At 62.3% G+C, this 26989-nt stretch carries 26 protein-coding genes and 2 pseudogenes; 11 read left to right on the top strand and 17 right to left on the bottom strand.

Going from position 1 to position 26989, the window contains the following annotated elements:
- Positions 1 to 52: 52 nt before the first annotated feature.
- Both CO676_RS14310 and CO676_RS14315 read right to left on the bottom strand, forming a co-directional pair.
- Positions 53 to 390: pseudogene (locus CO676_RS14310) on the bottom strand (cupin domain-containing protein); the annotation flags it as partial.
- Between the two features lie 10 nt (positions 391 to 400).
- Positions 401 to 880: a carboxymuconolactone decarboxylase family protein gene (locus CO676_RS14315; protein ID WP_097521545.1), complete on the bottom strand. Its 480-nt coding sequence runs from the start codon at positions 878 to 880 to the stop codon at positions 401 to 403.
- A 129-nt stretch (positions 881 to 1009) separates the two neighbouring features.
- Here CO676_RS14315 and CO676_RS14320 point away from each other — a divergent pair, with 129 nt between their 5' ends.
- Positions 1010 to 1921 carry a LysR family transcriptional regulator gene (locus CO676_RS14320; protein ID WP_097521546.1) on the top strand — a complete coding sequence of 304 codons (912 nt, stop codon included), beginning with the start codon at positions 1010 to 1012 and terminating at the stop codon, positions 1919 to 1921.
- Between the two features lie 90 nt (positions 1922 to 2011).
- Here CO676_RS14320 and CO676_RS14325 read toward each other — a convergent pair whose 3' ends face one another.
- From CO676_RS14325 to CO676_RS14345, 4 genes are all read right to left on the bottom strand, one after another.
- The gene (locus CO676_RS14325) at positions 2012 to 3784 is read right to left on the bottom strand and encodes an adenylate/guanylate cyclase domain-containing protein (protein WP_097521547.1); all 1773 of its coding nucleotides are present in this window, start codon (positions 3782 to 3784) and stop codon (positions 2012 to 2014) included.
- 174 nt (positions 3785 to 3958) lie between these two features.
- On the bottom strand, positions 3959 to 4081 hold the full coding sequence (locus CO676_RS36770; RefSeq protein WP_280952036.1) for a hypothetical protein: 123 nt from the start codon (positions 4079 to 4081) through the stop codon (positions 3959 to 3961).
- A 614-nt stretch (positions 4082 to 4695) separates the two neighbouring features.
- Positions 4696 to 4914 carry a hypothetical protein gene (locus CO676_RS36035; protein ID WP_014762130.1) on the bottom strand — a complete coding sequence of 73 codons (219 nt, stop codon included), beginning with the start codon at positions 4912 to 4914 and terminating at the stop codon, positions 4696 to 4698.
- An 11-nt stretch (positions 4915 to 4925) separates the two neighbouring features.
- Positions 4926 to 5213 (bottom strand): hypothetical protein, encoded by a 288-nt coding sequence (locus CO676_RS14345; protein WP_097521550.1) that lies wholly within the window; start codon positions 5211 to 5213, stop codon positions 4926 to 4928.
- Between the two features lie 616 nt (positions 5214 to 5829).
- Between CO676_RS14345 and CO676_RS36775 the strand changes: the two genes are divergently transcribed.
- A complete protein-coding gene (locus CO676_RS36775; RefSeq protein WP_097521551.1) occupies positions 5830 to 5955 on the top strand; it encodes a hypothetical protein in 126 nt (41 codons plus the stop codon).
- A gap of 298 nt (positions 5956 to 6253) precedes the next feature.
- Here the strand turns inward: CO676_RS36775 and ugpC are convergent, their stop codons facing one another.
- The 6 genes and pseudogenes from ugpC to CO676_RS14380 form a co-directional block, all read right to left on the bottom strand.
- Positions 6254 to 7333 carry a sn-glycerol-3-phosphate ABC transporter ATP-binding protein UgpC gene (ugpC, locus tag CO676_RS14355; RefSeq protein WP_097521552.1) on the bottom strand — a complete coding sequence of 360 codons (1080 nt, stop codon included), beginning with the start codon at positions 7331 to 7333 and terminating at the stop codon, positions 6254 to 6256.
- 24 nt (positions 7334 to 7357) lie between these two features.
- Positions 7358 to 8431, bottom strand: coding sequence for a Gfo/Idh/MocA family oxidoreductase (locus CO676_RS14360; RefSeq protein WP_097521553.1), 1074 nt, complete (start codon positions 8429 to 8431; stop codon positions 7358 to 7360).
- A 1-nt stretch (position 8432) separates the two neighbouring features.
- On the bottom strand, positions 8433 to 9449 hold the full coding sequence (locus CO676_RS14365) for a Gfo/Idh/MocA family oxidoreductase (RefSeq protein WP_097521554.1): 1017 nt from the start codon (positions 9447 to 9449) through the stop codon (positions 8433 to 8435).
- 22 nt (positions 9450 to 9471) lie between these two features.
- Positions 9472 to 10359 carry a carbohydrate ABC transporter permease gene (locus CO676_RS14370; RefSeq protein ID WP_097521555.1) on the bottom strand — a complete coding sequence of 296 codons (888 nt, stop codon included), beginning with the start codon at positions 10357 to 10359 and terminating at the stop codon, positions 9472 to 9474.
- Positions 10352 to 11206: pseudogene (locus CO676_RS14375) on the bottom strand (sugar ABC transporter permease); the annotation flags it as partial. The gene CO676_RS14370 and the pseudogene CO676_RS14375, both read right to left, overlap by 8 nt.
- A 107-nt stretch (positions 11207 to 11313) precedes the next feature.
- Positions 11314 to 12600, bottom strand: coding sequence for an ABC transporter substrate-binding protein (locus CO676_RS14380; RefSeq protein ID WP_097521557.1), 1287 nt, complete (start codon positions 12598 to 12600; stop codon positions 11314 to 11316).
- Positions 12601 to 12799: 199 nt separating this feature from the next.
- Between CO676_RS14380 and CO676_RS14385 the strand changes: the two genes are divergently transcribed.
- The 9 genes from CO676_RS14385 to CO676_RS14425 all read left to right on the top strand — a co-directional run bounded on the left by CO676_RS14385 (position 12800) and on the right by CO676_RS14425 (position 21648).
- Positions 12800 to 13480: a TetR/AcrR family transcriptional regulator gene (locus tag CO676_RS14385; protein WP_097521558.1), complete on the top strand. Its 681-nt coding sequence runs from the start codon at positions 12800 to 12802 to the stop codon at positions 13478 to 13480.
- Between the two features lie 122 nt (positions 13481 to 13602).
- Entirely contained in the window at positions 13603 to 14751 is a 1149-nt protein-coding gene (locus tag CO676_RS14390) for a Gfo/Idh/MocA family oxidoreductase (protein WP_097521559.1), read from the top strand.
- A 3-nt stretch (positions 14752 to 14754) separates the two neighbouring features.
- Positions 14755 to 15918 carry a dihydrodipicolinate synthase family protein gene (locus tag CO676_RS14395; protein ID WP_097521560.1) on the top strand — a complete coding sequence of 388 codons (1164 nt, stop codon included), beginning with the start codon at positions 14755 to 14757 and terminating at the stop codon, positions 15916 to 15918.
- A 9-nt stretch (positions 15919 to 15927) separates the two neighbouring features.
- Complete coding sequence (locus CO676_RS14400) at positions 15928 to 17343, top strand: enolase C-terminal domain-like protein (RefSeq protein WP_097521561.1); 1416 nt, start codon at positions 15928 to 15930, stop codon at positions 17341 to 17343.
- A 21-nt stretch (positions 17344 to 17364) separates the two neighbouring features.
- Positions 17365 to 18189: a sugar phosphate isomerase/epimerase family protein gene (locus CO676_RS14405; RefSeq protein ID WP_097521562.1), complete on the top strand. Its 825-nt coding sequence runs from the start codon at positions 17365 to 17367 to the stop codon at positions 18187 to 18189.
- Between the two features lie 161 nt (positions 18190 to 18350).
- The gene (locus CO676_RS14410; RefSeq protein WP_097521563.1) at positions 18351 to 19655 is read left to right on the top strand and encodes a Gfo/Idh/MocA family oxidoreductase; all 1305 of its coding nucleotides are present in this window, start codon (positions 18351 to 18353) and stop codon (positions 19653 to 19655) included.
- A gap of 120 nt (positions 19656 to 19775) precedes the next feature.
- The gene (locus CO676_RS14415) at positions 19776 to 20555 is read left to right on the top strand and encodes an intradiol ring-cleavage dioxygenase (RefSeq protein WP_179875488.1); all 780 of its coding nucleotides are present in this window, start codon (positions 19776 to 19778) and stop codon (positions 20553 to 20555) included.
- A 215-nt stretch (positions 20556 to 20770) separates the two neighbouring features.
- Positions 20771 to 21202: an arsenate reductase (glutaredoxin) gene (gene arsC / locus CO676_RS14420; protein WP_097521595.1), complete on the top strand. Its 432-nt coding sequence runs from the start codon at positions 20771 to 20773 to the stop codon at positions 21200 to 21202.
- A gap of 137 nt (positions 21203 to 21339) precedes the next feature.
- Positions 21340 to 21648 (top strand): hypothetical protein, encoded by a 309-nt coding sequence (locus tag CO676_RS14425; RefSeq protein ID WP_097521565.1) that lies wholly within the window; start codon positions 21340 to 21342, stop codon positions 21646 to 21648.
- Between the two features lie 183 nt (positions 21649 to 21831).
- On the opposite strand, the gene CO676_RS35215 is transcribed toward CO676_RS14425, so the two are convergent.
- From CO676_RS35215 to CO676_RS14445, 5 genes are all read right to left on the bottom strand, one after another.
- Positions 21832 to 21999 (bottom strand): hypothetical protein, encoded by a 168-nt coding sequence (locus CO676_RS35215; RefSeq protein ID WP_179875489.1) that lies wholly within the window; start codon positions 21997 to 21999, stop codon positions 21832 to 21834.
- A gap of 24 nt (positions 22000 to 22023) precedes the next feature.
- Positions 22024 to 22968, bottom strand: a complete 945-nt coding sequence (locus CO676_RS14430) for a glycoside hydrolase family 26 protein (RefSeq protein ID WP_097521566.1) — start codon at positions 22966 to 22968, stop codon at positions 22024 to 22026.
- An 89-nt stretch (positions 22969 to 23057) separates the two neighbouring features.
- Positions 23058 to 24917, bottom strand: coding sequence for a glycosyltransferase family 2 protein (locus CO676_RS14435; RefSeq protein WP_245424314.1), 1860 nt, complete (start codon positions 24915 to 24917; stop codon positions 23058 to 23060).
- Positions 24914 to 25900, bottom strand: a complete 987-nt coding sequence (gene galE / locus CO676_RS14440; protein ID WP_097521567.1) for a UDP-glucose 4-epimerase GalE — start codon at positions 25898 to 25900, stop codon at positions 24914 to 24916. The genes CO676_RS14435 and galE overlap by 4 nt, the downstream gene beginning before the upstream one ends.
- The gene (locus CO676_RS14445; RefSeq protein ID WP_097521568.1) at positions 25900 to 26943 is read right to left on the bottom strand and encodes a UDP-glucuronic acid decarboxylase family protein; all 1044 of its coding nucleotides are present in this window, start codon (positions 26941 to 26943) and stop codon (positions 25900 to 25902) included. The genes galE and CO676_RS14445 overlap by 1 nt, the downstream gene beginning before the upstream one ends.
- Positions 26944 to 26989: the final 46 nt, after the last annotated feature.

Genomic DNA, 26989 nt, shown 5'->3' on the forward strand with positions numbered 1-26989 from the left:
CCCGTCCCGGGGGGCAGGGCCGGGCACGCGAATGTCACCCGGCCTGCGTCCACTACTTCATGGGAAGGACCAGTTCCGTCTCACCCGGTGTCGACCACAAACACGGCCAGCAGTCTAGCAGGATTTGTGGTGCTGTCGTTTCCGCTGACGCTGTGGCGGTCGCCCGGCACCTCGGACCAGCTTTCTCCGGCCTTATAGACCGTCACCGTCATTGACCTGGCTGCGGATGGCGCCTTCCAGAACCCTTGCATAGATGAAGGCGGAATCCGGATGGGTAGGGGCCTCGGAGGATCCACCCGGACCATACTCGACCAGAACGACCTTCATGCTCTTGCCCGGAACGTTCGGCAGTTCGTGCTCATAGACGACCGTGACTTTGGCCCCGCGGCCGGCATGCTAGTTAGTTCAGTCCGGCCTTGTCGAGGCCGTAGAGCTTGTCAGCGGAACCGGGCATGGTCCTGAAGGCGATGCTGGCGCGGTTCCAGGCATTGATGACCATGACCGAGAAAGTCAGGTCCGAGATTTCCTTCTCTGAAAGCTGACCACGCACTCGCTCGTAGAGTTCGTCGGGGATGCCGCCATCGGGGAGCCTCGTTACGGCTTCGGTCCAGGCAAGTGCAGCGCGTTCACGCGGGACGAAGAGATTCGACTCCCGCCAGATTGCAACGTGGTAAAGACGCAACTCGCTTTCGCCGTGGATTTTAGCTTCCTTCACATGCATGTCGAGGCAAAATCCGCAGCCGTTTATCTGCGATGCCCGAATATGAACGAGATCCTGGATCGTTTGGTCGATGACACTGTCTTTCAGGACCATACTGAGTTCAGAGAGCTTCTTGAATAGCTCCGGCGATTGCTGGGCGTAGTTCAGGCGCTGGGTCATTTTCTCTCCTTAATTAAGGATATTTGGTGTCCTTATGGATAACAGATATCCTTATTATCTGGACAGTAAAGCCGTTCCTGCCTAGGCTCGCGACATAAGCCTTATTCGGAAACAGCATGGGGGTTGAGGATGGACATCGTATCCGCGCTGCGAACCTTCCTGCGGGTAGCGGAGACCGGCTCGTTTTCCGCGGCGGCGGTCGACCTCAATCTGACGCAGCCGGCCGTGTCCCGGCAGGTGTCGGCGCTGGAAGCGCATCTGAACACACGCCTTCTGCATCGCACGACCAGCGCAGTCGCGTTGACGGTCGAAGGCGAGCAAATCATCCCGATGGCGCTCAGGGTCGTCGAAGCAGTCGACGCGCTCGGAGAGACCAGCTGTACCGAAGGAGCAATGGCATCAGGGAAAGTACGGCTCACTCTTCCCGCGCCGCTCGGGCTCCATGTGAGCGATCGCCTCGCGGGGCTGCTTGCCGGCCATCCGGGGCTTTCCGTCGAATTGATCTTCCGTGAAGAACCGTCGGATCTGGTTGGGGAAGGAATTGATCTCGAGGTGCGCCTTGGACCGGTTGCAGACAGCAGCCTGATGTGCCGCCGGATCGGTTGGACGACTGCCTTTCTCGTCGCAGCGCCTTCCTACCTAAAGGGACGAACTGCACCGGAAGAGCCCGACGATCTCAGTGCCCATGAATGCATCTGCTACAGCCGGGCCGGCGACGGTCGTACTTGGTGGTTTTCCAGCGGGGCGGAGGAGGTTGCCGTACGGATTGCGCCTCGGCTGATCGCCAACAATGCGCTGGCCGTCCATCGCGCGACGCTGGCGGGCAGCGGCCTTGCGGTGCTTTCCCATATCCTAGCATGCCCCGACATCGAGGCAGGCAGGCTGGTGAACGTGATGCCGGATTTTCCGCCGACCCGCCTGCCGATCAATGTCGTCTATCCATCGCGACGGAACTTGCCGCTGCGCGTCAGGGTCGCCCTCGATTTCCTCATCGAGGTCGTCCGCGAAGATCCTTTGATGGCGTCCTCATCCGGCCCTTGAATGGCGGTGCCGCCCTACATCGCCCCGCCGCCTGAAACGAATACGTGACAGCGGCGTGATGCCGGGTCTTCGACTTCGTCTGAGAAGGCTCTATTGCGCCGCGATGTCGCCCGTCGCTGACAAGCCGGCGTCCGCACCGGCTTTGACGAGCCCGTCGCGGATGTGCTGCGTGTCGGATTCCTGGGCGTAGTGCAAGGTGGCGAGGAAGGATTCGAGGCCGAAGTCGGGGGCGAGCGTTCTGACCTTCGTCAAATGCGCAGACGCGGCAACGTCGTCGCCGAGCCAGCCGTAGCAGGCGGCGACGAAAGCGTGCTGGACGTGGTCCATCACCGAAAGGTGCATGAATGCCTCGATGGCTTCTCCGTATTGCCGTGCGGCGAAATGTGACTTTCCGAGGTGGCTCCAGAAACGTTCCGGATGATGAGGGTTGAGCCGCATGGCCTTGCGAATCCACTCGGCCCCTTCTTCCGGTCGGCCGAGCCAAGTCAACAGCTCGCCCTGCTGGACGACCACCAGGTCGTAATTGGGGTTGAGCGAAAGGGCGCGCTCCTGGTGATAACGTGCCGTCGTCAGCTCGTTGTTGTTGACGTTCACGGCGGCGAGAATGCGATGCACGTCGGCGTCGTTATCGTCGAGCGCCAGCGCCCGTTCCAGCTCGGCAACGATTTCGGCCCAGACCGCATCCTTGTCCTCGCACCAGCCGTGCACCCACGCCTGCCCGAGGATGCAGGCCCGCCAGGCATGCGCATGCGCATAGCCGGGATCGAGTGCGAGTGCCCTGTCTATCAACGCCTGGGCCTGCGCATTGTCTGCCACGGTGCTCCGGTGGTGCAGCACCTTGGCTGTGAGCGCACATTCGTAGGCGGCCATGTTCCCCGGCTTCGTGCGGGCGAGCTGGTCTCGCTGGGCCGCCTCGAGACGCCCTGGGAGCGTGGCCGCTATCGCCGCCGTCACCTCATCCTGGATGGCGAAAATGTCGTCCAGTCTTCGGTCGTATTTGTCGGCCCAGACATGGGCATCGTTGATCGCGTCGATGAGCTGGACCGTCACCCGCACCCGGTCGCCGATCTTCCGGACGCTGCCTTCCACTAGATATTGGGTCCCAAGCTTCTCGGCCACTTCGCGCACGTTCACGGCCTGGTTCTTGTAGACGAAGCTGGAATTGCGCGAGATGACGAAGAGTTCATGGCGGCGGGACAGCTCGGTGATGATGTCCTCGGTCAAGCCATCCGCGAAAAACTCCTGCTCGGGATCGCCGCTCATGTTGTCGAACGGCAGCACGACGATCGACGGCTTGGAGACGGCTCGCTTCGCGTCCTTCTCTTCCGACGGAGCAGACAGGGCGGAGCCCTCGATCCCGATACGATAAAGATGCACAGGACGGCTGATATTCTTCAGTGTCTTCTCGCCCAAATCCTCGATGGGAACTTCAAGTCGGTCGGCAATCTGCGTCGCCACCGCAGCCGTGACGCAGATGCCGCCCACATCGGCCAGTTGCTCGATGCGGGCGGCGATATTCACGCCGTCGCCGAAAATATCGTCGTCGTCGAAAATGATGTCGCCGAGATTGATGCCGATCCTGAATTCGATCCGCCGATCCGGAGGCACGTCCGAATTGCGCCGCTTCATGCGCTGCTGAATTTCCACGGCGCATTTCACTGCGTCGGTCACACTCTGGAATTCAACCAGCATGCCGTCGCCCGTCGTCTTGATGATCCGGCCCTCGTTCTTTGCGATGGCGGGATCGATCAATTCAATACGGTGCGTTCTGAGGCGGGCGATCGTTCCTGCTTCGTCGGTCTCCATCAGCCGGCTATAGCCTGCCATATCGGCCGCCAGGACTGCAGCTAGTTTCTGTTTCATAGAGTTGCCACTAGGGATGCGCCATCTCCGGACTGGCAGATCGGCGGTCCGGTGCGATTCTAACGCAGCGCAGTGAGATCGCCTATCTTAAATTAGCGCCGTCTTTCGAAGGTGGCTGGGTGCCGCACGGGAAGGGAGACAAACTCGGCGACCAACGGCCGCCGCATCGCCGTGTTACCAAAAGAGGCCATAAAACGTGAAATAGACGACGATCCCCAGGGCCATCACGAGATAGAAGCGGATCAGGAACTCAACCGGCCTGAAACCGCATCCGAAATTTCCAATATCCGATTTCATTGAGTTCTCTCATTTCTGCCGTTGTCGTTTTCGCAGAAGAGGGCCGATCTGGAGCTGTCTCTCTCAGATGAGCTCACCTATCCTTGCCCCGGTTGCCTGCTCCTGGCTGAGGCAGAACGCCGGCGCGGCCGCGAGCAGCGTGTCTTCGTCCAATGGACAGAGCCGGAACTCGGCCATCAGAAAATTTGCAAGCCCCTGAACCCGTGGCCCCGTTCGGCGAATTCCGAACTCGGTACAAGCGGTTTCGGATACGGTCCGCAGAGCGTTCACTTCGGCCTCGCTCAGAGCTGCAACGATATCGTTCGAATACCCGCGCATCGCTAATCTGAAGCCAATTGTGGGTTATTGAGAATGCGCAGCGCTCGCGCTGCATTTCTGGGGCTCAGTCCCACCATCCTCCACAGGCCTATCTTTGCGGCTTCTCCCGTGAAGACGTGATAGATCGTATAAGTCCGGTTTCCCTCGAAACGGCGACCATATTGATAACGCCGTCCAGATCTATTGGGGGCCCCACCTTCCGATTCCCAGACGCTGATGGCGAGCGCGTGCTCTTCGTGCTGGCTATTCATCTTATGGCCTCCTACGGGCGGCTCGCCTGTGCGGCAAGGGTTCCTTTAGTGAAGGGGCGTCACGCCCCATTCGATTGGCTCCAGATTGTCTTCAGTGCTCACGCGTTCTTGCCCGAGTTCATCATTGCGGATGCGATATTGAGGCGAGTCGTCCCTCAACGGGAGTTTGGCGGTGATACGATAGGTCTCCGCCGCGCGAGGCGAAATATATTCTCGACCCTTAAGCCGAACTGACAGACCGATTGGGAATCGATGGTTGCGCATTGATTGTCGCCTTACGATTTGGGTGACGGTGAGATTGCGGCTCTGTGACGATCGACCGCGATGAGGCGATCAAGCTCCTCGGGAGCGATTGCCAACAGACGCATTCGAAATTTGTTCTCGGCCGTGGCCGGCAGCCTAATAAAGGTCGCTACCCGGCGATAAGCCAGCCTGGATATACCTTCGATCAACTCCTCGTCCTCATCGACGTCGTAGTCGCCGGGAGGCACCATCTCGCCGAGATCTGGAATCCAGAAGGGTCCTGTGAAATGCACTCTTCGGTGGTTGGTTCGGGCAAACATGTTGCCTCCTTTCTGTCGCGAACGCAGTTCGCGAGGTTCAGCCAAAATCGGCTGGGTTGGCTCCAGTCCAGGGAGCAGCCGACCTGGCTCCTTCGCACGACGGAACCTTCGGCTCCTTTGCCCTTGCAGATATTCAGGATCGAGGATCGGTGAGTTTGGCGGGTCTGCAGCTTCTGACGAAGCAAAAAGCCAAGCTGGCCTTAGAACGACGCTCTATTTGTATATCATGATTGTGGCTGTGGTGAGATTCTTGTCGATTTAAATCCGCGGTCGTCTTAAAAAAATATTGGATAGCCGCCGTGAATATATACGAAGATAAAATATCTCTCGGAGAGAAAATCTTTTCGAAGCGAGCATTCGGCTGGGTAATTAAGAAATATATTTAGCTCTTAGTGTATTCCGCTGTTTACATTATTTATTTTAAGGCGCAGGGTGAAATAACCTGATTGCCGAGGGCCTCCGGTCTGAGCGCCGGCCTGCAACGATCCCGATAATCCCCCTGATAGATCAAGTTCCGGCGGGTCTCTCGGCAAGTTCAGCCCGAACTGCAGTCGCACTTATCCGGAAGGCGCAGCGTCGCTGCGCTTCAAGTACCCAAACACTTAGGAGGTTTCTTGTGAAAAACTTCATTCCCGCCAGCTTCCAGACCTACGATTACACGCGCCCGCTCGTTTGGCTTGCGCTTATTCTCGCCATTACTGTGGTTGCCTATTCCTCCCTGTCCGGAAGCAGCATCCTCTAATCGTCTCGTCGATGCTGTTTACGGAGCAGTATTCGTCTCCGAGAGCCGTGTTTTGTGGGTCTGAAAGACGCACGCCCTGTAGACGCGCGATCGTTTGCTCGCCGGTTTCTTGAACCACGCCGTGTTTCGGCTCCACACGCCGGTAGAGCAATGCACTTCATCGCTGTCCCGCTACGCCACGACCATAGCGAGACCGTCCGCCGACTTGTTCGCAAATCGGTCCTGCACCCTCGGCCGCTCTCGTCGGATGCCTCACATTGGCAATTTTTATCGCGCCGATCGCAGAGCCGTTACCACCCTACATCGCCCTGCCATCGGTGCCGAAGACGTGGCAGCGGGCGGGATCGAAATAGACGGAGAGATTGGCGCCGCGCTCGACCTTCTGCTGACCTTCGAGCGCTATGGTCAGCTGCTGGCCATCGGGGGTGATGCCGTAGAGCATGGTCTCGCCGCCGAGGTTTTCCACGAGCTCAACATTGACGGCAGCAAGCGCGATGCCGCTGTCGCGGGCCGCGAGATGCTCGGGGCGAATGCCGAAGGTGACCTCCTGTCCCGGCGTTGCCCCGCTGAGGTGCCGCGGCAGGCGGATCGTGCCGCCGCAGACTTCGACTGCCGTTTCGTTTTCCGATACGCCGCCGACCCGCGCCTTGAGGAAGTTCATCTTCGGGCTGCCGATGAAGCCGGCGACGAAGCGATTGACCGGGTTGTTGTAGAGATCGAGCGGAGCGCCGACCTGCTCGATGCGGCCGGAGTTCAGGACGACGATCTTGTCGGCCATGGTCATGGCTTCGACCTGGTCGTGGGTCACGTAGATCATCGTATTGCCGAGATCGCGGTGGAGCCTGGAGATCTCGACGCGCATCTGCACGCGCAGTTCCGCGTCGAGGTTGGAGAGCGGCTCGTCGAAGAGGAAGATGCGCGGCTCGCGGACGATCGCCCGGCCGATCGCGACACGCTGGCGCTGCCCGCCAGAAAGCGCCTTCGGCTTGCGGTCGAGGAGCTTTTCGATCTGCAGGATTTCGGCGGCGCGGCGCACCTTCGGCTCGATCTCGGTCCTCTTGTATCCCGCCGTCTCGAGGCCGAAGGCAAGATTCTTGTAGACCGACATGTGCGGATAAAGCGCGTAGGACTGGAACACCATGGCGATGCCGCGCCGGGCGGGCGCCACCTCGTTCATCCGGTCGTTGTCGAGCATCAGCGTGCCGCCGGTGATTTCCTCGAGCCCGGCGATCATCCTGAGCAAGGTGGATTTGCCGCAGCCGGACGGACCGACGAAGACGGCGAACTCGCCGGGATCGATGGTAAGATCGATGCCGTGGATCACGTCGAGCGCGCCATAGCGCTTCTCGACCTTCTGAAGAACGACGCTGGTTGCCATTTCGAATTCCTCCCTCGCCTTCGCTTATCGCGTGTTGGCGCGCCAATCGGCGTATTTTGGACTGTCCGGCCCGATCGGCAGCGATATTTCCCGCCCCGTATCCGCCGACTGATAGATCGCCGTGACCAGTTCCAGGGCCCGCCGGGCGTCCTTGGTCGTCACCGGGAGCGGAGCCGCGCCGTTCAAGTGGGCGTGGAAATGGGCCATCTGGGTGGTGAAGCGGGGCGAGACCGGCTGCCAATTGCCGATGACCTCGTCGATCTCAGCCTGGACTGCCTCGTTGGCAGCGATGATCTTCCAGGGGTCCTTGCCTGGCGTATAGGGTTCGTGGCTGCTCTCGAAGGTGACATTCTCGAAATGCAGCCGCAGCCGGCTGATCTGCTCCTGTGAGCCGAGCGTGCAGGAGAGCGACACGAAGGCGCCATTCTGCATGAGCAGGCTTGCCGAGGCGCAATCCTCGACCTCGATATCGTTGACGCGCGTCGCGACGCGGCCGAACACTTTCGAGACGGGGCCGAGGAGGTGCAGCAGCATGTCGTGGAGATGCAGCGCGTGGGTGACCAGCACGCCGCCAAGCTCCGTTTCCCATTTGCCGCGCCAGGGGACCGAGTAATATTCCGGCTTGCGCAGCCAGAAGGTCTCGACCGAGCCGACAAAGGGCTTGCCGGCAATGCCGGCCTCGATGATCCGCTTCGCCTTTTCGATGCCGTCGCCATAGCGATACTGGAAGATCGGCATCAGCACGCCGCGGGCGCTTCTCTCGGCTTCGATGATCTTATCGACGCCGGCGAGCGAACCGGTCAGCGGCTTTTCGCAGATGACGTGCTTGCCTGCGGCAAGGGCGGCGACCACCTGCTCGAGGTGAATGCCGGGCGGGGTGCAGATATCGATGATGTCGATCGTCTCGTCGGCAAGCACTTCTGTGAAGGAGGTGGTGCGCTGCTCGATGCTGAACTCGTCGCCGAATTCGTTCAGCCGCTCGACGTTGAGATCGCAGATGGCCTTGACGCGGAATTTGTCCGGATGCGGCAGGTAGCCCTCGATCATGTGCAACCGTCCGATACCGCAACCGATGATGGCAACTGTCTTTACGCTCATGTCAGTTCTTTTCCCGGTTCTGTTCGGCGATTGCCTGGGCGCGAAGCGCAAGCTCCATGGCCTTGAAGCAGCGCTCCTGTGGCATGGCGGTTTCGGTTCTGTCGCGGATGTCAGCGAGGAGCTGGGGGCCGAAGGGCAGCTCGACGCTCGCGCAGTCGATGTGCTCGAGGCCGCCCCGATCGGCGAGGAAGAGGTGGTTTCCCCCGCCGCGGCCGGCGAGATCGACGGTCTTGCGCACCTCGATCGTACCGGTCGTGCCGACGATAAAGAGCCGGCCGTCGCCCCAGGTCGGCATGCCGTCCGGGGTTAGCCAGTTCACATGGATCGTGCCGGTGGCGCTCGCCGTCGCAAGGTGGATGTTGCCGGTATCCTGTAGCTCCGGCTTGTCGGGAATGCTGCGGTTGTCGACGCTTGCCGAAAGGATGGTCGCATCGCTGGCGCCAGTGAAGAACAGGAATTGCTCGCATTGATGCGAGGCGATGTCGACGAGGATGCCGCCGTAATCGGCGCGACGGAAGAACCAGTCGGGGCGGGTCTCCTTCCGCAGCCGGTGCGGCCCGAGGCCGACAAGGTGCACGACCTCGCCGATCGCGCCGGCAGAGACGAGTTCGCCGGCCTTGATGGTTGCCGGGCTCTCGAAATGCTCCGAATAGAGGATCGAAAAGATTCGCCCGGTCTCGGCCTGGACCCGGCGGACTTTCGCCAGCTGGTCGAGGCTCGTCATTCCCGGCTTGTCGACGAGAATGTCCTTGCCGTGCTGCATGGCACGGATCGCCAATTCCGTCCGCTCGGCCGAGACCGCCGCTGACGTAATGAGGCTGATGCTCTCGTCCTCGAGGATTTTCTGGAGCGTGGCGAGGCGCGGCACATCTTTGTAGACGCCGGCAAATTCCGCGGCCAGCGTATCGTCCGTCTCGTGGAAGCCGACGAGGCGGGCGCCGGCCCGGACGAGGCAATTCACCTGGCCGTAGATGTGATTGTGGTTGAGGCCGACGGCGGCGAAGCGCAATTCGGTCATGATGATGTTTGAACTCCGTCGGTCAGCGTTTCATGCCGGTTGTGGCGATGCCTTCGATCAGCAGGCGCTGGAAGAACAGGAAGAAGAAGAACACCGGCACGAGCGACAGCGTCGACATGGCGAAGAGGCCGCCCCAGTCGGAGGTGCTGCTGGAGTCGACGAAGGTCCTCAGGCCCAGCTGGATCGTGTAGGTGTTCATGTCGTTCAGGTAGATCAGCGGCCCGAAGAAATCGTCCCAGGTCCAGATGAAGGAGAAGATCGCGGCGGTCGCCAGCACGGGCAGCGAAAGCGGCAGCATGATCGTCCAGTAGATGCGCCAGGGACCGCAGCCGTCCATCATTGCCGCCTCGTCGAGCTCGCGCGGAATGCCGCGGAAGAACTGCACCATCAGGAAGATGAAGAAGGCGTCGCTCGCCAGGAACTTCGGCACGACCAGTGGCAGGATGGTGTTCACCCAGCCGAGGTCGAGAAAGAGGACATATTGCGGGATGAGCGTGACGTGGTAGGGGATCATCATCGTCCCGAGCATCATCGCGAACCAGAAATTGCGGCCGGCGAAGCGCAGCCGTGCAAAGGCGTAAGCCGCGAGCGAACAGGCGACGACATTACCGATCACCGTCAGGCCCGCGATGACCAGCGAGTTCCAGGTGAAGCGCCCGAAGCTGACGTCAAGCCCGAACCAGCCGCGCACATAGGAGGCAAAGTCCACCGACGAAGGCCAGAGCGTCGCCGATGCGAAGATCTCGTCTTCCGGCCGGACCGATGCCGAGACCATCCACAACAGCGGATAGAGCATGGCGAAGGAGGCGGCGATCAGTCCGGCATGGATGAGCACGGAGCCGATGGGGCTGCGGCGACCGGCCGCCGGTGGGGGCGGTGCGGTGATCGAGTTCATGGTCGCGTCAGTCATCGTAGTGCACCCAGTAACGAGAGGTCAGGAACGAGAAGGCCGTGAACAGGCCGATGATCAGCACGAGAATCCAGGCGAGCGCCGAGGCATATCCCATGCGGAAGTTCCCGAAGGCTTCCTGGTAGAGATAGAGCGTGTAGAACAGCGTCGAGTTGATTGGCCCGCCGGTACCGCCGGAGATGATGAAGGCGGGGGTAAAGGCCTTGAACGCCTCGATCGTCTGCACCACCGCATTGAAGAAGATGACCGGGGTGAGTAGCGGCAGGGTGATCTTGTAGAACTGCCGGAACTTGGAGGCTCCGTCGAGGCTCGCTGCCTCGTACATGTCGGTCGGGATCTGGCGAAGGCCGGCGAGGAAGATGATCATCGGCGAGCCGAACTGCCAGACGCTGAGGACAACCAGCGTCCAGATCGAATAATCCGGATGCGAGATCCAGCTCGGGCCTTCGATGCCGAATTGGGCGAGCAGGCTGTTGATCAGGCCGTCGCCGGCAAAGAGCTGCCGCCAGAGCACGGCGATCGCCACGCTGCCGCCAAGCAGCGACGGCAGGTAGAAGATGGCGCGATAGACGGTGAGGCCCTTGACGCCGCGATCGAGTAGGATGGCGACGAACAGCGCGAAGGCCAGCTTGAAGGGGACCGACAACACCACATAGAGAAAGGTCACCTTGAGCGAGGCGGCAAATTTCGGGTCGGCCGTGGCGATGCGGACGTAATTGGCGGCCCCGACCCACTCCGGAGAGCGGATCAGGTCGAAGCTGGTGAAGGACAGATAGAGAGAGGCGACGGCAGGTCCGAGCGTCAGCCCGAAGAAGCCGACGAGCCACGGCAACAGGAACATGTAGCCGGCGCCGTGGTTCGTCCAGAGGGCGGCTAAGCGGCTCTGGGCGGCGGGGCGCCCCCTGGCGCCCGCACCGATAGCTACAGCGGAATCCTGCACGGCAGCCATGCTCCTCACCCTCGCGACAGGATTTGGGTGACCTCGTTCACCAGGGTTTCGCCGCCCTGCTTCACATCGAGCTGGCCGAAGCCCACCTGCTCGGCGACGGTGCGCAGCGCAAGCTCAGCCTCGCCGGCACCGGAAGGCGGCGGCGGTGGCAGGTCGCCGGCGAGCGGGCCAAGACCGGAGACGTAATCGAGTGCGGCGCGGCCGAGCTCGTCGAGCGTCGGTGCCAGTGCCTCGCGCACGGCCTTTGATTCCGGCACGCCGCGCTCGACGCCGAGGACTTCGGCGGCTTTGGGGTTCGTCACGAAGAAGTTGACGTATTTGGCGCCGAGCTCCGGATCCTTGGTCTGTGCCGAGACCGAGAAGAACATCGACGGCTTGCGGTAGTGGCCGCCTTTGGCGTCCTTACCGACCAGTGGGTGGTTCCTGAGCGCCAGCTTGTCCTTGTTGATGCCCTGATAGGCGACCAACTGGTTGGAGTGGGCGTAGGATGTTGCCGCCTTGCCGAGCGACAACGGGCTCGTCTCGGGATTGAATTGGTCAAGCGCCTGGATATCCGGCGGCACGCAGGCCTTCGCCTCGCGCATTGCAGCCCACATGGCGAACCATTCGGCCGCGTCGTTCGCGTCGTAGGCGATCTTGCCCTCGGCGGTGAAAAGCGCCTTGCCGCGCTGACGAAGCCAGTTTTCAAGCAGCGGCTCGACGCCGCTGCCGTCCGACAGGCCGAAATAGCCCTTGCGTTTGCCGGCCTTGGTGATCTCGGCGCCAATCCGGGCCATATCCTCCCAGGTGGTCGAGGGGGTAGGCAGCTCGATGCCGGCTTCTTCGAAGGCGACCGTATTGACCAGCATCGTTGCCGAGTTGGCGCCGAGGCTGATGCCGTAGAGCTTGCCGTCGACGCTGCCGCCCTCGATCTGCACCTGGTCGAAATCCTCGACCTTCAGCACGGAGCCGAGATAATCGTTGAGCGGTGCAAGTGCGCCGCGGCGGGCATATTCGACGATGTAGCGATAGTCCATCTGGATGATATCCGGCGCATTGCGGCCGGCGACCTGGGTCGCAAGCCGCGGCCAGTAGTCGCTCCATCCGAGAAACTCGCCGTTGATCGCGACCCCGGGATTTTCCGATTGAAAGAGCTGGTTGACCTTGTTGGTGCGGTCGGCGCGCGCCTGCGAGCCCCACCAGAGCATCCGCAGCCGCGCTTCCTGGGAAAGCGCGCCCGATGCCAGCATGGAATATGAAAGAAGTGCCGCCCCTCCGGCGAGCACGTTGCGTCTGGTCATGCGCATTGTCATCTGTTCCTCCTCCCTCCGGAACGCCTCCACAACGTTCCGTGATGTCGTCCTCTTGCAACAAATAACTAATTGGTTACAAGTAATGGACAAGCAATGATCCTGTCAAGCAGTTGTGTGCGATGGTATCATTATCTTGTAAGATTTTTTTACAATGTCGCATCGATTGCCATAGATGGCAAGTGGTGCCGGAGGTGGCGGAATGGACAAGCTGCGGGCGGAAGGAAAGGCTAGAAAAGCGGGCAATGGCGGACGGGGGGAGCGGGCCGCGCAGCGCGATCCCGAGCGCACACGCGCGTCGATCCTTGCGGCTGCAACGGTCGAGTTCGCGGAGAACGGCATCGGCGGCGCGCGCGTCGATGCGATCGCCGAGCGCGCTGGCACCAACAAGCGGATGCTCTACCACTATTTCGGCGACAAGGAGCAACTCTACCTTGCTGTGCTCGAGGAGGCCTATATTGGCATCCGAACAGCCGAAAAATCCTTGAATCTCAGCGATTTGTCTCCTGAGCAAGGGGTGGCGGAGCTGGCCATGTTCACCTGGAAGTACTTCCTCGATCATCCGGAGTTTCTCAGTCTGCTCGGTACCGAGAACCTGCATCGAGCCCGGTGGCTGCGCCAGTCGACGCGGCTCAAGGAATTGCATTCGCACTTCATCGACAAGCTTGCCGACCTGCTTGATCGAGGCAAGGCGAAGGGCCTGTTCCGGGTCGACGCCGATCCGTTGAACGTCTACCTGACGATCGCCGCGCTCGGCTATTTCTACCTCTCCAATCAGCATACGCTGACGACGATTTTCGGCCGCGAGCTCATGGATGAGGCCAATCTCGACGCCTGGAAGCGGCACATCGTCCAGGTCACTCTGGCCTCCATTCGCCGCTGAATCGCTGTCATGTCGTTTTCAATGTTGACAAGTGGGATTTATCTCTGTCACAAAGTAACCGTTTAGTTACTGGCTTGGGAGGGCTGGTCCGCTCCCACGAGGCCTGTCAGGGAGGATACCGCATGCCACGTTTGGGGATCATTTTGCACGGCGTCACCGGCCGCATGGGCTACAACCAGCACCTGGTGCGCTCGATCTTGGCCATTCGCGACCAGAGCGGGATCACGCTCAAGTCCGGCGAACGGCTGGAAATCGATCCGATCATCGTCGGGCGCAACCGCGACAAGATGGAGCAACTGGCGAAGCGCCATAACATTGGCCGCTGGTCGACCGACCTCGACTCCGCTCTTGCCGATCCGAACGATCAGATCTTCTTCGATGCCGGCACGACGCTGATGCGCGCCGAGCTGATCGGCAGGGCGCTCGACGCCGGCAAGCACGTCTATTGCGAGAAGCCGATTTCCGATGATCTGAAGATCGCCTTCAAGCTGGCGCGCAAGGCCCGCGCCTCCGGCCTGAAGCACGGCGTGGTGCAGGACAAATTGTTCCTTCCCGGCCTGCGCAAGCTGGCGCTGCTCAAGGATTCCGGCTTCTTCGGAAAGATCCTCTCGGTGCGCGCCGAGTTCGGCTATTGGGTCTTCGAAGGCGATTGGGGCGTGCCGGCCCAGCGTCCCTCGTGGAACTACCGCAAGGGTGACGGCGGCGGCATTATTCTCGATATGCTCTGCCACTGGCGCTACGTGCTCGACAATCTCTTCGGCGAAGTCCGCGCCGTCTCCTGCCTTGGCGCCACCCATATCCCGAACCGCGTCGACGAAGAGGGCCGGACATATGATTGCGACACGGACGATGCGGCCTATGCGACCTTCGAGCTCGAAGGCGGCGTGATCGCGCAGATCAATTCCTCCTGGACGGTCAGGGTGCGCCGCGACGATCTCGTCACGTTCCAGGTTGACGGGACGCATGGCTCGGCCGTCGCCGGGCTGACGAAATGCTGGACCCAGCACCGCGTCAACACGCCGAAGCCGGTCTGGAATCCCGACCAGCCGCAAACGATCGATTTCTACAAGACCTGGGACGAGGTGCCGGACACGCAGGTCTTCGACAACGGCTTCAAGGCCCAATGGGAAATGTTCCTGCGCCACGTCGCCGAGGACGCGCCCTGGCCCTACGGACTGGAGGCCGGCGCCAAGGGCGTGCAGCTCGCCGAGCTGGGTCTGAAGTCCTGGGCCGAGCGCCGCTGGCTCGACGTACCGGCACTGGAGTTCTGAGCCATGGCGAGCATCGATCTTCCCCTCGAAGGCAGGCTGGCCCGCTACGAGCTCAGCGGCCGGCCGGTTCCCCTCAGGAAGCGAGAGGCGGCTGCCTTCCCGCGGGTCGCCTTCGCGGCGGCACACGTGGTCGCCGACCCTCTCGCCGACAACGATCCGTGGCTGACGCCGGCGCTCGACTGGGAGCGGACGCTCGCCTTCCGCCATCGCCTCTGGGATTTAGGCCTCGGGGTGGCGGAAGCGATGGACACGGCCCAGCGCGGCATGGGGCTTGGCTGGCCTGAGGCGCGCGAGCTCATCCGCCGGGCGCTCGCTGAAGCACGCAGCCGCCCCGGCGCGCTGATCGCCTGCGGCGCTGGCACCGACCATCTCGCACCCGGCCCGGAGGTCACGATCGACGAGATCGTCAGGGCCTATGAGAGCCAGATCGAAGCGATCGAGGCGGAGAACGGCCGGATCATCCTGATGGCGAGCCGGGCGCTTGCCGCCGCCGCCAGCAGCCTGGACGATTATGTCCGCGTCTATGACCGGATTCTCTCGCAGGCAAAGGAGCCGGTGATCATCCATTGGCTCGGCGAGATGTTCGATCCGGCCCTCGAAGGCTATTGGGGCAATGCCGACCATAGGGAGGCGATGAAGACCTGTCTGGCAGTCATCGCGGCGCATGCCGAAAAGGTCGACGGCATCAAGATCTCGCTGCTTTCGAAGGAGAAGGAGATCGTCATGCGGCGGCAATTGCCGCAGGGCGTGCGCATGTATACGGGCGACGACTTCAACTATGCCGAACTCATCGCCGGCGACGAGGAAGGCCATTCGGATGCGCTGCTCGGCATCTTCGATGCGATTGCGCCCGTGGCCTCGGCCGCGCTGCAGACACTGGGCGAGGGGCGGAACGGCGCGTTCTTCGAATTGCTCGAGCCGACCGTACCGCTGTCGCGGCATATCTTCAAGGCGCCGACGCGCTTCTACAAGACGGGCGTCGTCTTCCTCGCCTATCTCAACGGATTGCAGGACCACTTCGCGATGATCGGCGGCCAGCAGAGCGCGCGCTCGCTTGCCCATCTTGCCGAACTCTTCCGGCTGGCGGACAGGGCCGGTGCGCTCGCCGATCCGGACGTCGCGATCTCGCGCATGAAACGCGTGCTCGCAGTCCATGGCGTGGCGTGAGGCGCGGCCATGACGGAAGCCCCTCGCGTCAAGCTCGTTGAAGCGCAGTTTTTCGAGCGGCCGGTCGATTTCCGCTTTGCCTTCCGCTTCGGCGCGGCGCGCGTCGAGAGCGCGCCGCAGGCTTTCGTCCGGGTCCGGATCGAGGATGAACGCGGCCGCTCCACGACCGGCTGGTCGGCCGAGATGATGATGCCGAAATGGTTCGACAAGAACCCGGCACTGTCGCCCGACGACAATGTCGAGCAACTCCGTCGGTCGCTTCACCTGGCGATCGAGGGATTGCGATCGCTCAAGGCGAACACGGCTTTCGGTCTGCACGCTGCCGCTGAAGCGGATCATCATTGGGCGACAGCAAGACATGGTCTGCCCGGCCTTGTCGCCTCCTACGGGCTGGCCCTCGTCGATCGCGCCATCATCGATGCGCTCTGCCGGATAAACGGCGTCAGTGCAGTGGAGGCGGCAGCGGGCAATCTGCTCGGGATCACCGATGTCACCGCGCCCGATCTTGCCGGCTTCGATCTCCCCCGCTTCCTTTCGCAGATGACTCCTTCCTCGACGCTTGCCGTCCGCCATACGGTTGGCCTCGCGGACGCCTTGAGCGCGTCCGAACTGGAAGCCGGGCAACGAATCGAGGACGGACTGCCGCAGTCGCTGGACCAGGTGATCGCCGCCTACGGACACCGCACTTTCAAGATCAAGGTTTCCGGACGCCCCGCCGAAGACGCCGAGCGTCTGGTTGCGATCGCCGCGGTGCTCGATCGCCTTGCCGAAGACTTTCGGGTGACGCTCGACGGCAACGAGCAATTCGAAAGCGGCGAGGTCGTCGCCGACCTTCTCGACCGGATCGAGAAAGAGCCGCGCCTGAAAAGATTGCGGGCCTCCGTTCTGTTCTTCGAACAGCCGATCGCGCGTGCGGCAGCGCTGTCGAAATCGGTCGCTGCGATCGCCGCGCGCCTGCCGCTCGAGATCGACGAATCCGACGGCGACATCGGATCCTTCCTGCAGGCCCGCGAGCTCGGCTATGCCGGCATCTCGTCGAAGTCCTGCAAGGGCTTCTACCGGTCGCTGATCAACCGCGCCCGCGTCGATAAATGGAACGGCGAGGCCGGAAACGCCCGCTATTTCATGTCCGCCGAGGACCTGACGACCCAGGCCGGCCTCGGCCTTCAGCAGGACCTCGTGCTGGCAGCGCTCATCGACGCCGGGCATATCGAGCGCAACGGCCATCACTATGTCGACGGCATGGCCCGGGCGCCGAGGGCGGAGCAGGCCGCCTACCTTGCCGCCCATGGCGATCTTTACGGGAACGCCGCCGGACGTGCGCGTCTCGCCGTCCGGAACGGCGAAATCACCTTTGCATCCGTCTTGCGGGCGACTGGCCTCGGCTCCGCGGTCGAGCCGGACTGGGCGTCGATGGCAAGCTGACAAAACCAGGAGGAGAACATCATGCAGGTCGAGGGTCTTTCCATCAATCTGGCGACGATCCGCGAGCAATGCGGCTTTGCCGAAGCCGTGGATGTCTGCCTGAAGCACGGCATCACGGCGATTGCGCCCTGGCGCGACCAGGTGGCGGCGATCGGTCTCGACGAGGCCGCACGCATCGTCCGTTCCAACGGACTGAAACTGACCGGTCTCTGCCGCGGCGGCTTCTTTCCGGCGGCGGACGCTCTCGGGCGCGAGAAGGCGCTCGACGACAACAGGCGTGCGATTGACGAAGCGGCGGCGCTCGAAGCCGACTGTCTGGTCCTCGTCGTCGGCGGCCTGCCCGGTGGCTCCAGGGACATCGAACGGGCCCGCCGGATGGTCGAGGAGGGAATCGCTGCCGTTCTGCCGCACGCGCGTGCCGCGGGCGTGCCGCTGGCGATCGAGCCGCTACATCCGATGTATGCGGCCGACCGGGCCTGCGTGAACACCCTCGGCCAGACGCTCGATATCTGCGAAAGACTGGGTCCAGGCGTCGGCGTCGCGATCGACGTCTACCATGTCTGGTGGGATCCCGATCTCGCCAACCAGATCGCCCGGGCGGGCCGCTTGAAGGCGATCCTCGCCCATCACATCTGCGACTGGCTGGTCCCGACCAGGCACATGCTGACCGACCGCGGTATGATGGGGGACGGCGTCATCGATCTCAAGGGCATCCGCGGCCAGATCGAGGCGGCGGGCTTTTTTGGCGCTCAGGAAGTCGAGATCTTCTCGGCCGAGAACTGGTGGAAACGCCCGGCCGAGGAGGTCATCGCCACCTGCGTCGAGCGCTTTCGAAACTGCTGCTGAGACGACCAACTCGGATATACTTCTTACAAGCAAGGGATCGCTTTGGCACGCATCCGTGTTGACTTCCCCGTGTATCGATCGGTAACATGTATTCTAAATTTACATGTTGTTCTTTTTGCCGCCGGTCGCGCGGCGCGACTCCAGACAGGATTGCGTGAGAGATGATGGATGACAAACGTCGTTTTGCGCTGGTCGGCACCGGCAACCGCGGCACCACCATGTGGGGCAAGGATCTTCTCGCCGGGTGGCGCGGCTTCGTCGATCTCGTCGCCATAGCCGATACCAACGCGTTGCGTGCGGAGCGGGCCCGCACGATGATCGCCAGCAATGCGCCGATCTATGGCGATGTCGACACGATGCTCGCCGAGACGCGGCCGGATCTGGTGATCGTCTGCACCCCGGACGACACGCATGACGAGATCGTCGTCAGGGCGCTCGAATCCGGCGCCGACGTCATCACCGAGAAGCCGATGGCGACGACGGTCGACAAGATCCGCCGCATTCTCGATGCGGAGAAGCGCACCGGGCGGCGGGTGGACGTGTCCTTCAACTACCGCTTCGCGCCGACGGCGGCGCGGATCAAGGAACTACTCAACGCCGGCGAAATCGGCCGCGTCACTTCGGTCGACTTCCACTGGTATCTCGACACCCACCACGGGGCCGACTATTTCCGGCGCTGGCACGCCTACACGGACCGGTCGGGCAGCCTCTTCGTCCACAAGGCGACGCATCATTTCGACCTTCTGAACTGGTATCTCGACAGCGAGCCGGAGACAGTCAGCGCCTTTGCCGAGCTGCAGATGTATGGGCGCAAGGGGCCGTTCCGCGGCCCGCGCTGCAAGCTCTGTCCTCACAAGGAAAGCTGCGACTTCTATCTGGACATCGGAGCCGATCCGTTTCTCGAGGCGCTCTACGAGCAACCGGCGGAGATCGACGGCTATTTCCGCGACGGATGCGTCTTCCGCGAGGACATCGACGTTCCCGACACGATGGTCGCGAACATCCGCTACCGCAACGACGTCCACGTCTCCTATTCGCTGAACACCTTCCAGCCGATCGAGGGTCACCACATCGCCTTCAACGGCACGAAGGGCAGGATCGAGCTGCGTCAATACGAGGACCAGCCCTGGGAGACGCCGCCGGAGGACGTCATCCTGCTCGTTCGCAACTTCCCGAAGGACCAGCCGGCCGTCGAGCGCATCAAGGTGCCGCATTCCTCGGGCGGGCACTACGGCGGCGATGACCGCATGCGCAACATGATCTTCAAGCCCGGCATCACCGATCCGCTCGGGCAGCGGGCCGGTGCACGGGCGGGCGCGCTTTCGGTTCTCTGTGGCGTCGCGGCGCTCAAGAGCGCACAGAGCGGCATGCTCGTCCGGCTTGCCGATCTGATGCCAGACCTTTTCGAGGACCAGTCCGTTCCGCGATTTGCGCCGCAATCCTCGGCCTCTGGCGGCCGCCGGTGACGTCCGTCGGAGTGTGGGCTCTTCGCTTTGGCATTACAAAAGCGTAACTTCGGTCTGAGACCGGATTACGCTATCAGTCGGTTCGCACCTCGACACGATGAACGGAGCGCTCCGATGCCTATGAAACGAAGAACCATCATTCTCGGTGGCGGCGCGCTGCTGGCCGGAGCGGGTGCCGTCTTCGTGGCGCGCGGCAGCGGTGGCGGCGGCGCGCCCATATCGCGCCAGAGCTTCGACTGGAAGGTGTCCGACTTTCGCGCAGGCGGCACGGCGGGGATTTCCAGCGCGATGCCGGAGCCGATTTTCCGCGCCGAGCCCCAATGTATCGCGACGCTCGCCCAGACGCTGGGGCCCTGCCACACCAACGATGTGCCGATCCGCGGCGACGTGACCGATGGCGTGGCGGGACTGCCGACCCGTATCAGTCTTCGCCTCGTCGAGGCTTCGACTTGCAAGCCGATCGAGGGAGCGGATGTCGAGATCTGGCATGCGGACGTCCGCGGCGTCTATTCAGGCGAGGCGGCGGCAATGTGCAATGCCGATGTCGCCGAGGCCAGGGGCACAAGCTTCCTGCGCGGCCGGCAGATCAGCGATGCCAATGGCGTCGTCAGCTTCCTCACCGTCTATCCCGGCTGGTATCCGAGCCGTGCCGTCCACATCCACCTGCGCGTTCTTCTCGGCGACCGCGAACTGCTGGTCAGCCAGCTTCTCTTCGACGATGCCTTGAGCGACCTCGTCTATCAGGGCCACCCGGACTATGCGGCGCGTCCAGTGCGCGCCACCATGAACGGCGGCGATCCGGTGTTCTCATCGAGCGATGCGGTGCGTTTCATCTTCGATTTCGAAAAGCTCGACAGTGGAGTGCTGCAGGCAAGCTACACGGTTGGCGTCGCGGCCTGAGTTCCAGCGACAAGGACTGCCGTTGGCCCCGCCGGCGCCGGCGCCTGCGCAGAATCAAGAAGCGTCTCGCATTCGCTGGCAGGCTGCGTTACATGAATCTCCGCATGCTGCCTTCGCGGTATCCCCGTCGAGGTCTCGAGCGATCGAGACTCGCCGCCAAGCTCGGCGGCAGTCGGGCGATAGCAAGGCGGAACTTCGAAGAGGCCCGGCGTCGCATGAACAATCCTGTCGATATCGTCATCTATCACAATCCTGCCTGCGGCACGTCTCGCAATACGCTGGCGATGATCCGCAACGCCGGGGTCGAACCGCACGTCATTGAATATCTGAAGACGCCGCCGAGCCGCGCCCTGCTTCAGCAGTTGATTGCGCGGATGGGCCTGTCGGTTCGCGAAGTCGTGCGGGAGAAGGGAACGCCCTTTGCGGAACTCGGGCTCTCCGATCCGGACCTGACCGAGGAACAACTCCTCGACGCGATGCTGGAGCATCCGATCCTGATCAACCGGCCGATCGTCGTCTCGCCGCTCGGGGTAAGACTGTGCCGCCCGTCGGAAACGGTGTTGGACATCCTGCCGCAAGGGCAGCAGGGCGCGTTCGCAAAAGAGGACGGCGAAGTCGTCGTCGATGCGAACGGCCGCCGCGTCTAGCCCTCGGGCCGTGGAAGCGTGAGAGGATGAGCAGCCGGTTTTCGGCCGGATCGCTCGAGTTGTAAGTATTTTCTGCACGGCGACTTAAAGCCTCGCGGATACCGTGCTCCCCATCAGGTCTAAAGGGAGTTCGAGCCGTGCAAGCGCAAGGGAAGATTTCGTCCGGGACATTCGGGAGCCGCGGTAAGGTCGTGCGTTGCGCGTTTGCCGTGCTCATGGCAGCGACGCTCACTGGATGCTCGGCCACCACCGACCAGAGCATCAAGACCGCTTCGCTGAACAAGCAGGTCGGCTATGCGGTGCCGGGCAAGAAGCCGGTCAGGAACAAGCAGGTCGCCGTCACCCAGCGGGCGGTCAAACTGGTGCGCACCACCTATCTCGGTCGCGCCCCTTATATCTGCACGCCGAGCGGGTTCGGACGGACATCCAGCTGCTTCCTGAGATAAGGGCGGAGTTGCGCGCCGGGGCCGGGGCTTATCTGCGGAGCCGGATTATGCGTCGGCCTCGGGAATGCGCAACTCCTACTGCATGCTTCCCTAGATCGTAGCCGATCCAAGGATAAACATGCAGTATTTCAAAGAGCGACAGCGACCTGGTACGGAAAAGATGCACGGCGGGCGTGGTGCGGGTCACTCGCCGATCCTGATCCGGATCGCCTCCAGTCGGTCGCTCACATGGTTGCCGCGACGCAGCGTGGCAAATTCGGCGTCCGCCCATACATGAACACGTGCCACTACGGCGGCACCGATGCTGCGCACAAAGGCGATTGTCAGGAGCAATGGGCGGAATGTCGACATATCTCAGTCCTTTCTAAACTATGGTTATCGATCGGTTGTTTGAAGTGCGACGCGCCAGTCCGGCCGGCCGTAGCCGTCCGGCCAGTCATAGATCTCTCGATCGTTGAAATAGACGACGGCGGTGAGCGCCGGGAACTCGGCGTGCCGTTTCGCGACGCTTTGGGCCCAGCTCCCCACATAGGAGACGTCGCCTTCATAGCCGAGTTCGGCGACCATGATCGGCTTGCCGTAATTCTTGACGCGCTCATAGCCGGGCGCCAGCCGCTCGGCGAAGCCCTGGTCGCGGCCCGTCTTGTCGCGGTCGTATCTCTGATAGCCGAACACCGAGAGTCCGATGATATCGACGACGTCGTCACCGGGATAAAATGCGTCGAGCCCCTCATTGCCTTTCGGCGACCACATGAACTTCGCGGTCGTTAGATGCGCGCGGCAGACCTTCACTATCCGCCGAAAGGCCGCGGCGAAATCCTTGCCTTGCCAGTGCGCCCAGGAGAACTGGTTATCCGTCTCGTCCATTTCCTGCCCCCAGCGGATGATGACCGGGCTCTTGAGGGTAGCCGCGGTCGAGCAGACTGCGGCCATGTTCCGGTCCCGTTCCCCGCCGAGGATGCTCTTGAGCAGCCCCTGCGACGACAGGCGCCATTTGGGCGACCACGACCAGGGTTCGATGGTGATCATCAGCGTACGTCCGCGCGCATGGGCATATTCATCGGCTGCGTTCAAAGTGGTGAGATCGACGTCTTCCCAGGGCAGGAAGAGATGCTCAATCCGGGAAGCTGAACGCTCCGAGAAATCTCCATGCGGATCATAGGCGCCGAAGGTGATCGAGTCCTGGGTGAGGATCGGCCGCTTCTGCATTGTTTCAGCGGTATTTTCGGCAGGGCCACCGGGCAGGCTCGCCGCCAGAACGGCGCCTGAAAGCATGAGCCCGGCAATGGCGAAGCCGATTGTCCTTGGTGTCCTGTCCATCTTATTCCTCCATCTGCGGTGTGTTTCCTGGTTTTGGTTCGGCGAGCCTTGTGAGGCCGAGCCGAACCGGCGCAGTCGAATTCGTCCTGTCATGGCCTGTGCTCCGCATGCGGCTGATCTTCCGGCAGAAAGATCCATTGCGGCCGGAACACGGTCTTGCGCGAGGTCGCTCCGCCCGCACCCGCCACCGAGTAGCGCTCCTCGAAGAGCCGAATGTGATCCGATCCCCAGGAGAGCGCTTCAAGGCTGTCCTTGCCGTGCTCGGCGGTTGCGATGCCGGGCAGGATGACGAGCGACAGGAGTCCTGCCGCCATCGCCGGACGATAGAAGCGCGGTGCCGCGGCGATCCTGTTCTCCCGTCCATGCCGGAGGACGATGACGATCAGGAGCAGGCAATAGATCCCGGCGTTCATGATCGCGAAGAGATAGAAGCCCTTGGCCTCGCCGACATCGCCGATAAAGAGGACCGGAAGGACCGCTGCGAGCGCGAGGCCGACATAGGGTACGAGGAGGCGCAAGGGCAGCGGGTCGACTTCCGAAGTGCCCTTCGGGGTGACGCGGAAATCCACGAAGGATCCGGTGAGCCAGTCTCGGACTGCAGCCAATGTCCCGATCAGCGCCCACGGCCAGCGGGCAAAGAGGAAGAGCATGCATTCCCAGCTCAGGATCTTCGCGTCGCATGGCCGGAAAGTCCCGGTTGCCCGCCAGCGATAGGCCATCAGGATCAGGACGATCGAAAGCGGTGCGAAATGCGCCAGGAAGTCCGGGTAGGTGACGTCGACGAGGCTTTCGCCGCGGACAAGGGCCACGACCGGCATCGCGAACATCAGCGCCATGAATAGCGCAAAAAGCGGATACCAGAGCTGAGAGAACAGGAACTGCAACCTGAGGCGGACCGGCAGCTTCCCAACGAGGCCGGGGGTGTATTGCAGCAGCAGCATGACCAGGCTGCGCGACCACTGGAATTCCTGCGTGACCAGGTCGCCGAAGGTGCGCGGCCCGTCGCCATGGGCGATCGCCTCGAGGGCATGCACGCCCCGCCAGCCGGCCGCGTTCATCATCAGGGTCGTCGAATGGTCTTCCGCAAGCTCGGGACCGAGACCGCCGATCTCCTTCAGGGCCGCCGTGCGGACGGCGTAGTGCGAGCCGATGCAGAGCGGGGCCAGACCGCCATTGTAGCCGGCCTGGAGCGCGCCGTGCATGCTCGCCTCGGCACAGAGCCTTCCGCGCGCCGACCAGCTCTCGGCGGCATTCCTGTCGCATAGGCTCGGCGCCGATACATAGCCCACCTTCGGGTCGGCGAAGGGACGCAGCATCTGGAAGAGGTAGCCGGGCTCCGGAACATGGTCGGCGTCGAGCTGGGCGACGAAGTCGTAGCGGTCGTAACCGTAGTGGTCATAGAAGAAGGCGAGGTTGCCTTCCTTGCAGCGGGTGCGCCGCGGCCAGGTGGTGCGATGATAATCGGCGCGGCCATTGCGGGTGGAAACGAAGACGCCGTGCCTGCCGCACCAGTCGAGCGTTTCGCGAGAAGGGTCTTCGTCGGCAAGCCAGGTGTCGTGCGGCACGTCCTGGGCGAGCATTGCCTTGAGCGTCTCGGCCACGACCGCAAAGGGTTCGGAGGGCGCCTTGGTGACGACCATGGCGACGCGGCTGGCAGCCGGCAGCCGCAAGGGACCGTTCGGCTTCCTGGCGCGATAGAAGACGGCGATGAAATAGCCGGGCAGGAGGGTTATCCAGGCGAGCACGGCCGTCACCATGAGGCTTCCGAAGAGGTCCCAGTGATGGCGTGGCTCCAGCCACCAGGCCCAGAGATAGGCGAGTGCGGCGAGCCAGGCGGCCGCCCCGACAAGATACTCGGCCCGGCGATATCCGGTCAGCACTGGCACCAGCAGCGGTTCGTCGGCCGTGTCGCCGAAGCCTGTGGTGTTCCTGGTCAACGGGTGGGTCACGGGCGCGCCTCCAGACCGAAGAATGGGGCAGCGGTGCGCACGATGGTCTTGAGGTCGGAATATTGCGGCGAGAAGCCCAGCACCTCGCGAGCAAGCTTCGCATCGGCGTAGAGGATCGGCGGGTCGCCGGCCCGACGGGGGCGGATCGCCACCGGGACATCCCGTCCGGTGACTTCGCCGATCGTGCTCAGGACCTCGCGGACCGAAAATCCCCGGCCGGACCCGAGGTTGAGGGCAAGGTTGCTGCCGCCCTCGGCAAGATGCCGGTAGGCGAGCACATGCGCCTGCGCGAGGTCGGCGACGTGGATGTAGTCGCGCACGCAGGTGCCGTCGGTGGTGTCGTAATCGTCGCCGAAGACTTCGAGCTTGCCGATCCGGCCGGCTGCGGCCATCAGCGCCCGCGGAATGAGATGCGTCTCCGGCTCGTGCCACTCGCCGAGGTCACCCTCCGGATCGGCTCCGCAGGCGTTGAAATAGCGCAGCGCCACATAGGAGAGGCCGAAGGCCGCAGCGTAGTCGGACAGCATGTGTTCGGCGATCAGCTTCGTTCTGCCATAGGGGTTGATCGGTTGCTGCGGCATCGCCTCGTCGATCGGCAGCACGGCCGGCACGCCATAGGTGGCGCAGCTCGAAGAGAAAATCACTCTTCCAAGCCCCGTTCGCCTGCAGGCGTCGAGCAGCGACAACATCCCGCAGACATTGTTGTGGTAGTATTTCGCGGGATCGGCGACGGATTCGCCGACATAGGCCGATGCAGCGAAATGGATCACCGCGTCCGGCGCATAGTGCTCGATGACCTCGATGAGATGCGCGGAGTCGAGGATATCCCCCTCGATGAACGGTCCCCAGCGTACCGACGAGCGGTTGCCGGTCGTCAGATTGTCATAGGTGACGGGTTCGAAACCCTCCAGTCGAACGAGCTTTGCTGTATGGCTGCCGATATAGCCGGCGCCGCCGGTCACCAGGATGCGTGGCGCGGTCATTACGCGACCTCCATGAATTCGTCCGATTGCGTGAGAAGCACATCAAAATGGTCGATCGTCCGAACGAGGCCCGCTGCAAGCTCGACCTCCGGACGCCAGCCGAGCTCCCGTTCGGCAAGTGAAATATCAGGACGGCGCTGGCGCGGGTCGTCGACCGGTAGCGGCCCATATGCGATCTTCGATCGAGAGCCGGTCAGTTCGATCACCTGTTCGGCGAGTTCGCCGATCGTGAATTCGCCAGGATTGCCGAGATTGATCGGCCCGGTGAGCGATGCCGGCGAGGCCATGATGCGAATAAAGCCATCGATCAGATCATCGACGAAACAGAAGGAGCGCGTCTGCGAACCGTCGCCATAGATCGTGATGTCTTCGCCCTTAAGCGCCTGGACGATGAAATTCGAGACGACGCGGCCGTCATCCGGGCGCATCCGCGGACCATAGGTGTTGAAGATGCGGACAACCTTGATCTCGACCTGGTGAGCCCTGTGGAAATCGAAGAACAGGGTTTCCGCACAGCGCTTGCCTTCGTCGTAGCAGGAGCGCGGGCCGAAGGGATTGACGTTGCCCCAGTAGCTCTCCACCTGCGGGTGGACCTGCGGATCGCCATAAACTTCCGACGTCGAGGCCTGGAGGATACGCGCACCGCAGCGTGCCGCAAGCTCAAGCATATTGAGGCTGCCGAGCACACACGTCTTGGTCGTATGGATGGGATCGGCCTGGTAATGCGGCGGCGATGCCGGGCAGGCGAGATTGTAGATTTCGTCGACCTCAAGGTCGATCGGTTGCACGATGTCGTGGGCGACGAGACTGAAGCCGTCGAAACGCTTCAGAGGCTCGATATTCCGGCGCAACCCGGTTGAGAAATTGTCGGCGCAGATGACCTCGTGTCCTGCCTCGAGAAGCAGTTCGCAAAGGTGTGACCCGAGGAAACCTGCGCCGCCAGTTACCAGAATCCGTTTCGGGATGCCCGGAACACGCAATACTTTATCTTTTTCTGCAAATTTATCTAAATTACCGCTGAGTACATTTTTCATATAATGCATAAGTGGCCCCAAATACATAAAACACGCATTTCAGTAAACAACTCAG

This window comes from Sinorhizobium sp. BJ1 (assembly GCF_002531555.1).
In the GTDB taxonomy this organism is placed as follows: Bacteria; Pseudomonadota; Alphaproteobacteria; order Rhizobiales; family Rhizobiaceae; genus Sinorhizobium; species Sinorhizobium fredii_B.

Bases quoted from the DNA above. Each gene is read 5' to 3' on its own strand.
- CO676_RS14315 (WP_097521545.1), bottom strand. From the start codon at position 880: ATGACCCAGCGCCTGAACTACGCCCAGCAATCGCCGGAGCTATTCAAG.
- CO676_RS14320 (WP_097521546.1), top strand. From the start codon at position 1,010: ATGGACATCGTATCCGCGCTGCGAACCTTCCTGCGGGTAGCGGAGACC.
- CO676_RS14325 (WP_097521547.1), bottom strand. From the start codon at position 3,784: ATGAAACAGAAACTAGCTGCAGTCCTGGCGGCCGATATGGCAGGCTAT.
- CO676_RS36770 (WP_280952036.1), bottom strand. From the start codon at position 4,081: ATGAAATCGGATATTGGAAATTTCGGATGCGGTTTCAGGCCGGTTGAG.
- CO676_RS36035 (WP_014762130.1), bottom strand. From the start codon at position 4,914: ATGCGCAACCATCGATTCCCAATCGGTCTGTCAGTTCGGCTTAAGGGT.
- CO676_RS14345 (WP_097521550.1), bottom strand. From the start codon at position 5,213: ATGTTTGCCCGAACCAACCACCGAAGAGTGCATTTCACAGGACCCTTC.
- ugpC (WP_097521552.1), bottom strand. From the start codon at position 7,333: ATGGCAACCAGCGTCGTTCTTCAGAAGGTCGAGAAGCGCTATGGCGCG.
- CO676_RS14360 (WP_097521553.1), bottom strand. From the start codon at position 8,431: ATGAGCGTAAAGACAGTTGCCATCATCGGTTGCGGTATCGGACGGTTG.
- CO676_RS14365 (WP_097521554.1), bottom strand. From the start codon at position 9,449: ATGACCGAATTGCGCTTCGCCGCCGTCGGCCTCAACCACAATCACATC.
- CO676_RS14370 (WP_097521555.1), bottom strand. From the start codon at position 10,359: ATGACTGACGCGACCATGAACTCGATCACCGCACCGCCCCCACCGGCG.
- CO676_RS14380 (WP_097521557.1), bottom strand. From the start codon at position 12,600: ATGACAATGCGCATGACCAGACGCAACGTGCTCGCCGGAGGGGCGGCA.
- CO676_RS14385 (WP_097521558.1), top strand. From the start codon at position 12,800: ATGGACAAGCTGCGGGCGGAAGGAAAGGCTAGAAAAGCGGGCAATGGC.
- CO676_RS14390 (WP_097521559.1), top strand. From the start codon at position 13,603: ATGCCACGTTTGGGGATCATTTTGCACGGCGTCACCGGCCGCATGGGC.
- CO676_RS14395 (WP_097521560.1), top strand. From the start codon at position 14,755: ATGGCGAGCATCGATCTTCCCCTCGAAGGCAGGCTGGCCCGCTACGAG.
- CO676_RS14400 (WP_097521561.1), top strand. From the start codon at position 15,928: ATGACGGAAGCCCCTCGCGTCAAGCTCGTTGAAGCGCAGTTTTTCGAG.
- CO676_RS14405 (WP_097521562.1), top strand. From the start codon at position 17,365: ATGCAGGTCGAGGGTCTTTCCATCAATCTGGCGACGATCCGCGAGCAA.
- CO676_RS14410 (WP_097521563.1), top strand. From the start codon at position 18,351: ATGATGGATGACAAACGTCGTTTTGCGCTGGTCGGCACCGGCAACCGC.
- CO676_RS14415 (WP_179875488.1), top strand. From the start codon at position 19,776: ATGAAACGAAGAACCATCATTCTCGGTGGCGGCGCGCTGCTGGCCGGA.
- arsC (WP_097521595.1), top strand. From the start codon at position 20,771: ATGAACAATCCTGTCGATATCGTCATCTATCACAATCCTGCCTGCGGC.
- CO676_RS35215 (WP_179875489.1), bottom strand. From the start codon at position 21,999: ATGTCGACATTCCGCCCATTGCTCCTGACAATCGCCTTTGTGCGCAGC.
- CO676_RS14430 (WP_097521566.1), bottom strand. From the start codon at position 22,968: ATGGACAGGACACCAAGGACAATCGGCTTCGCCATTGCCGGGCTCATG.
- galE (WP_097521567.1), bottom strand. From the start codon at position 25,900: ATGACCGCGCCACGCATCCTGGTGACCGGCGGCGCCGGCTATATCGGC.
- CO676_RS14445 (WP_097521568.1), bottom strand. From the start codon at position 26,943: ATGCATTATATGAAAAATGTACTCAGCGGTAATTTAGATAAATTTGCA.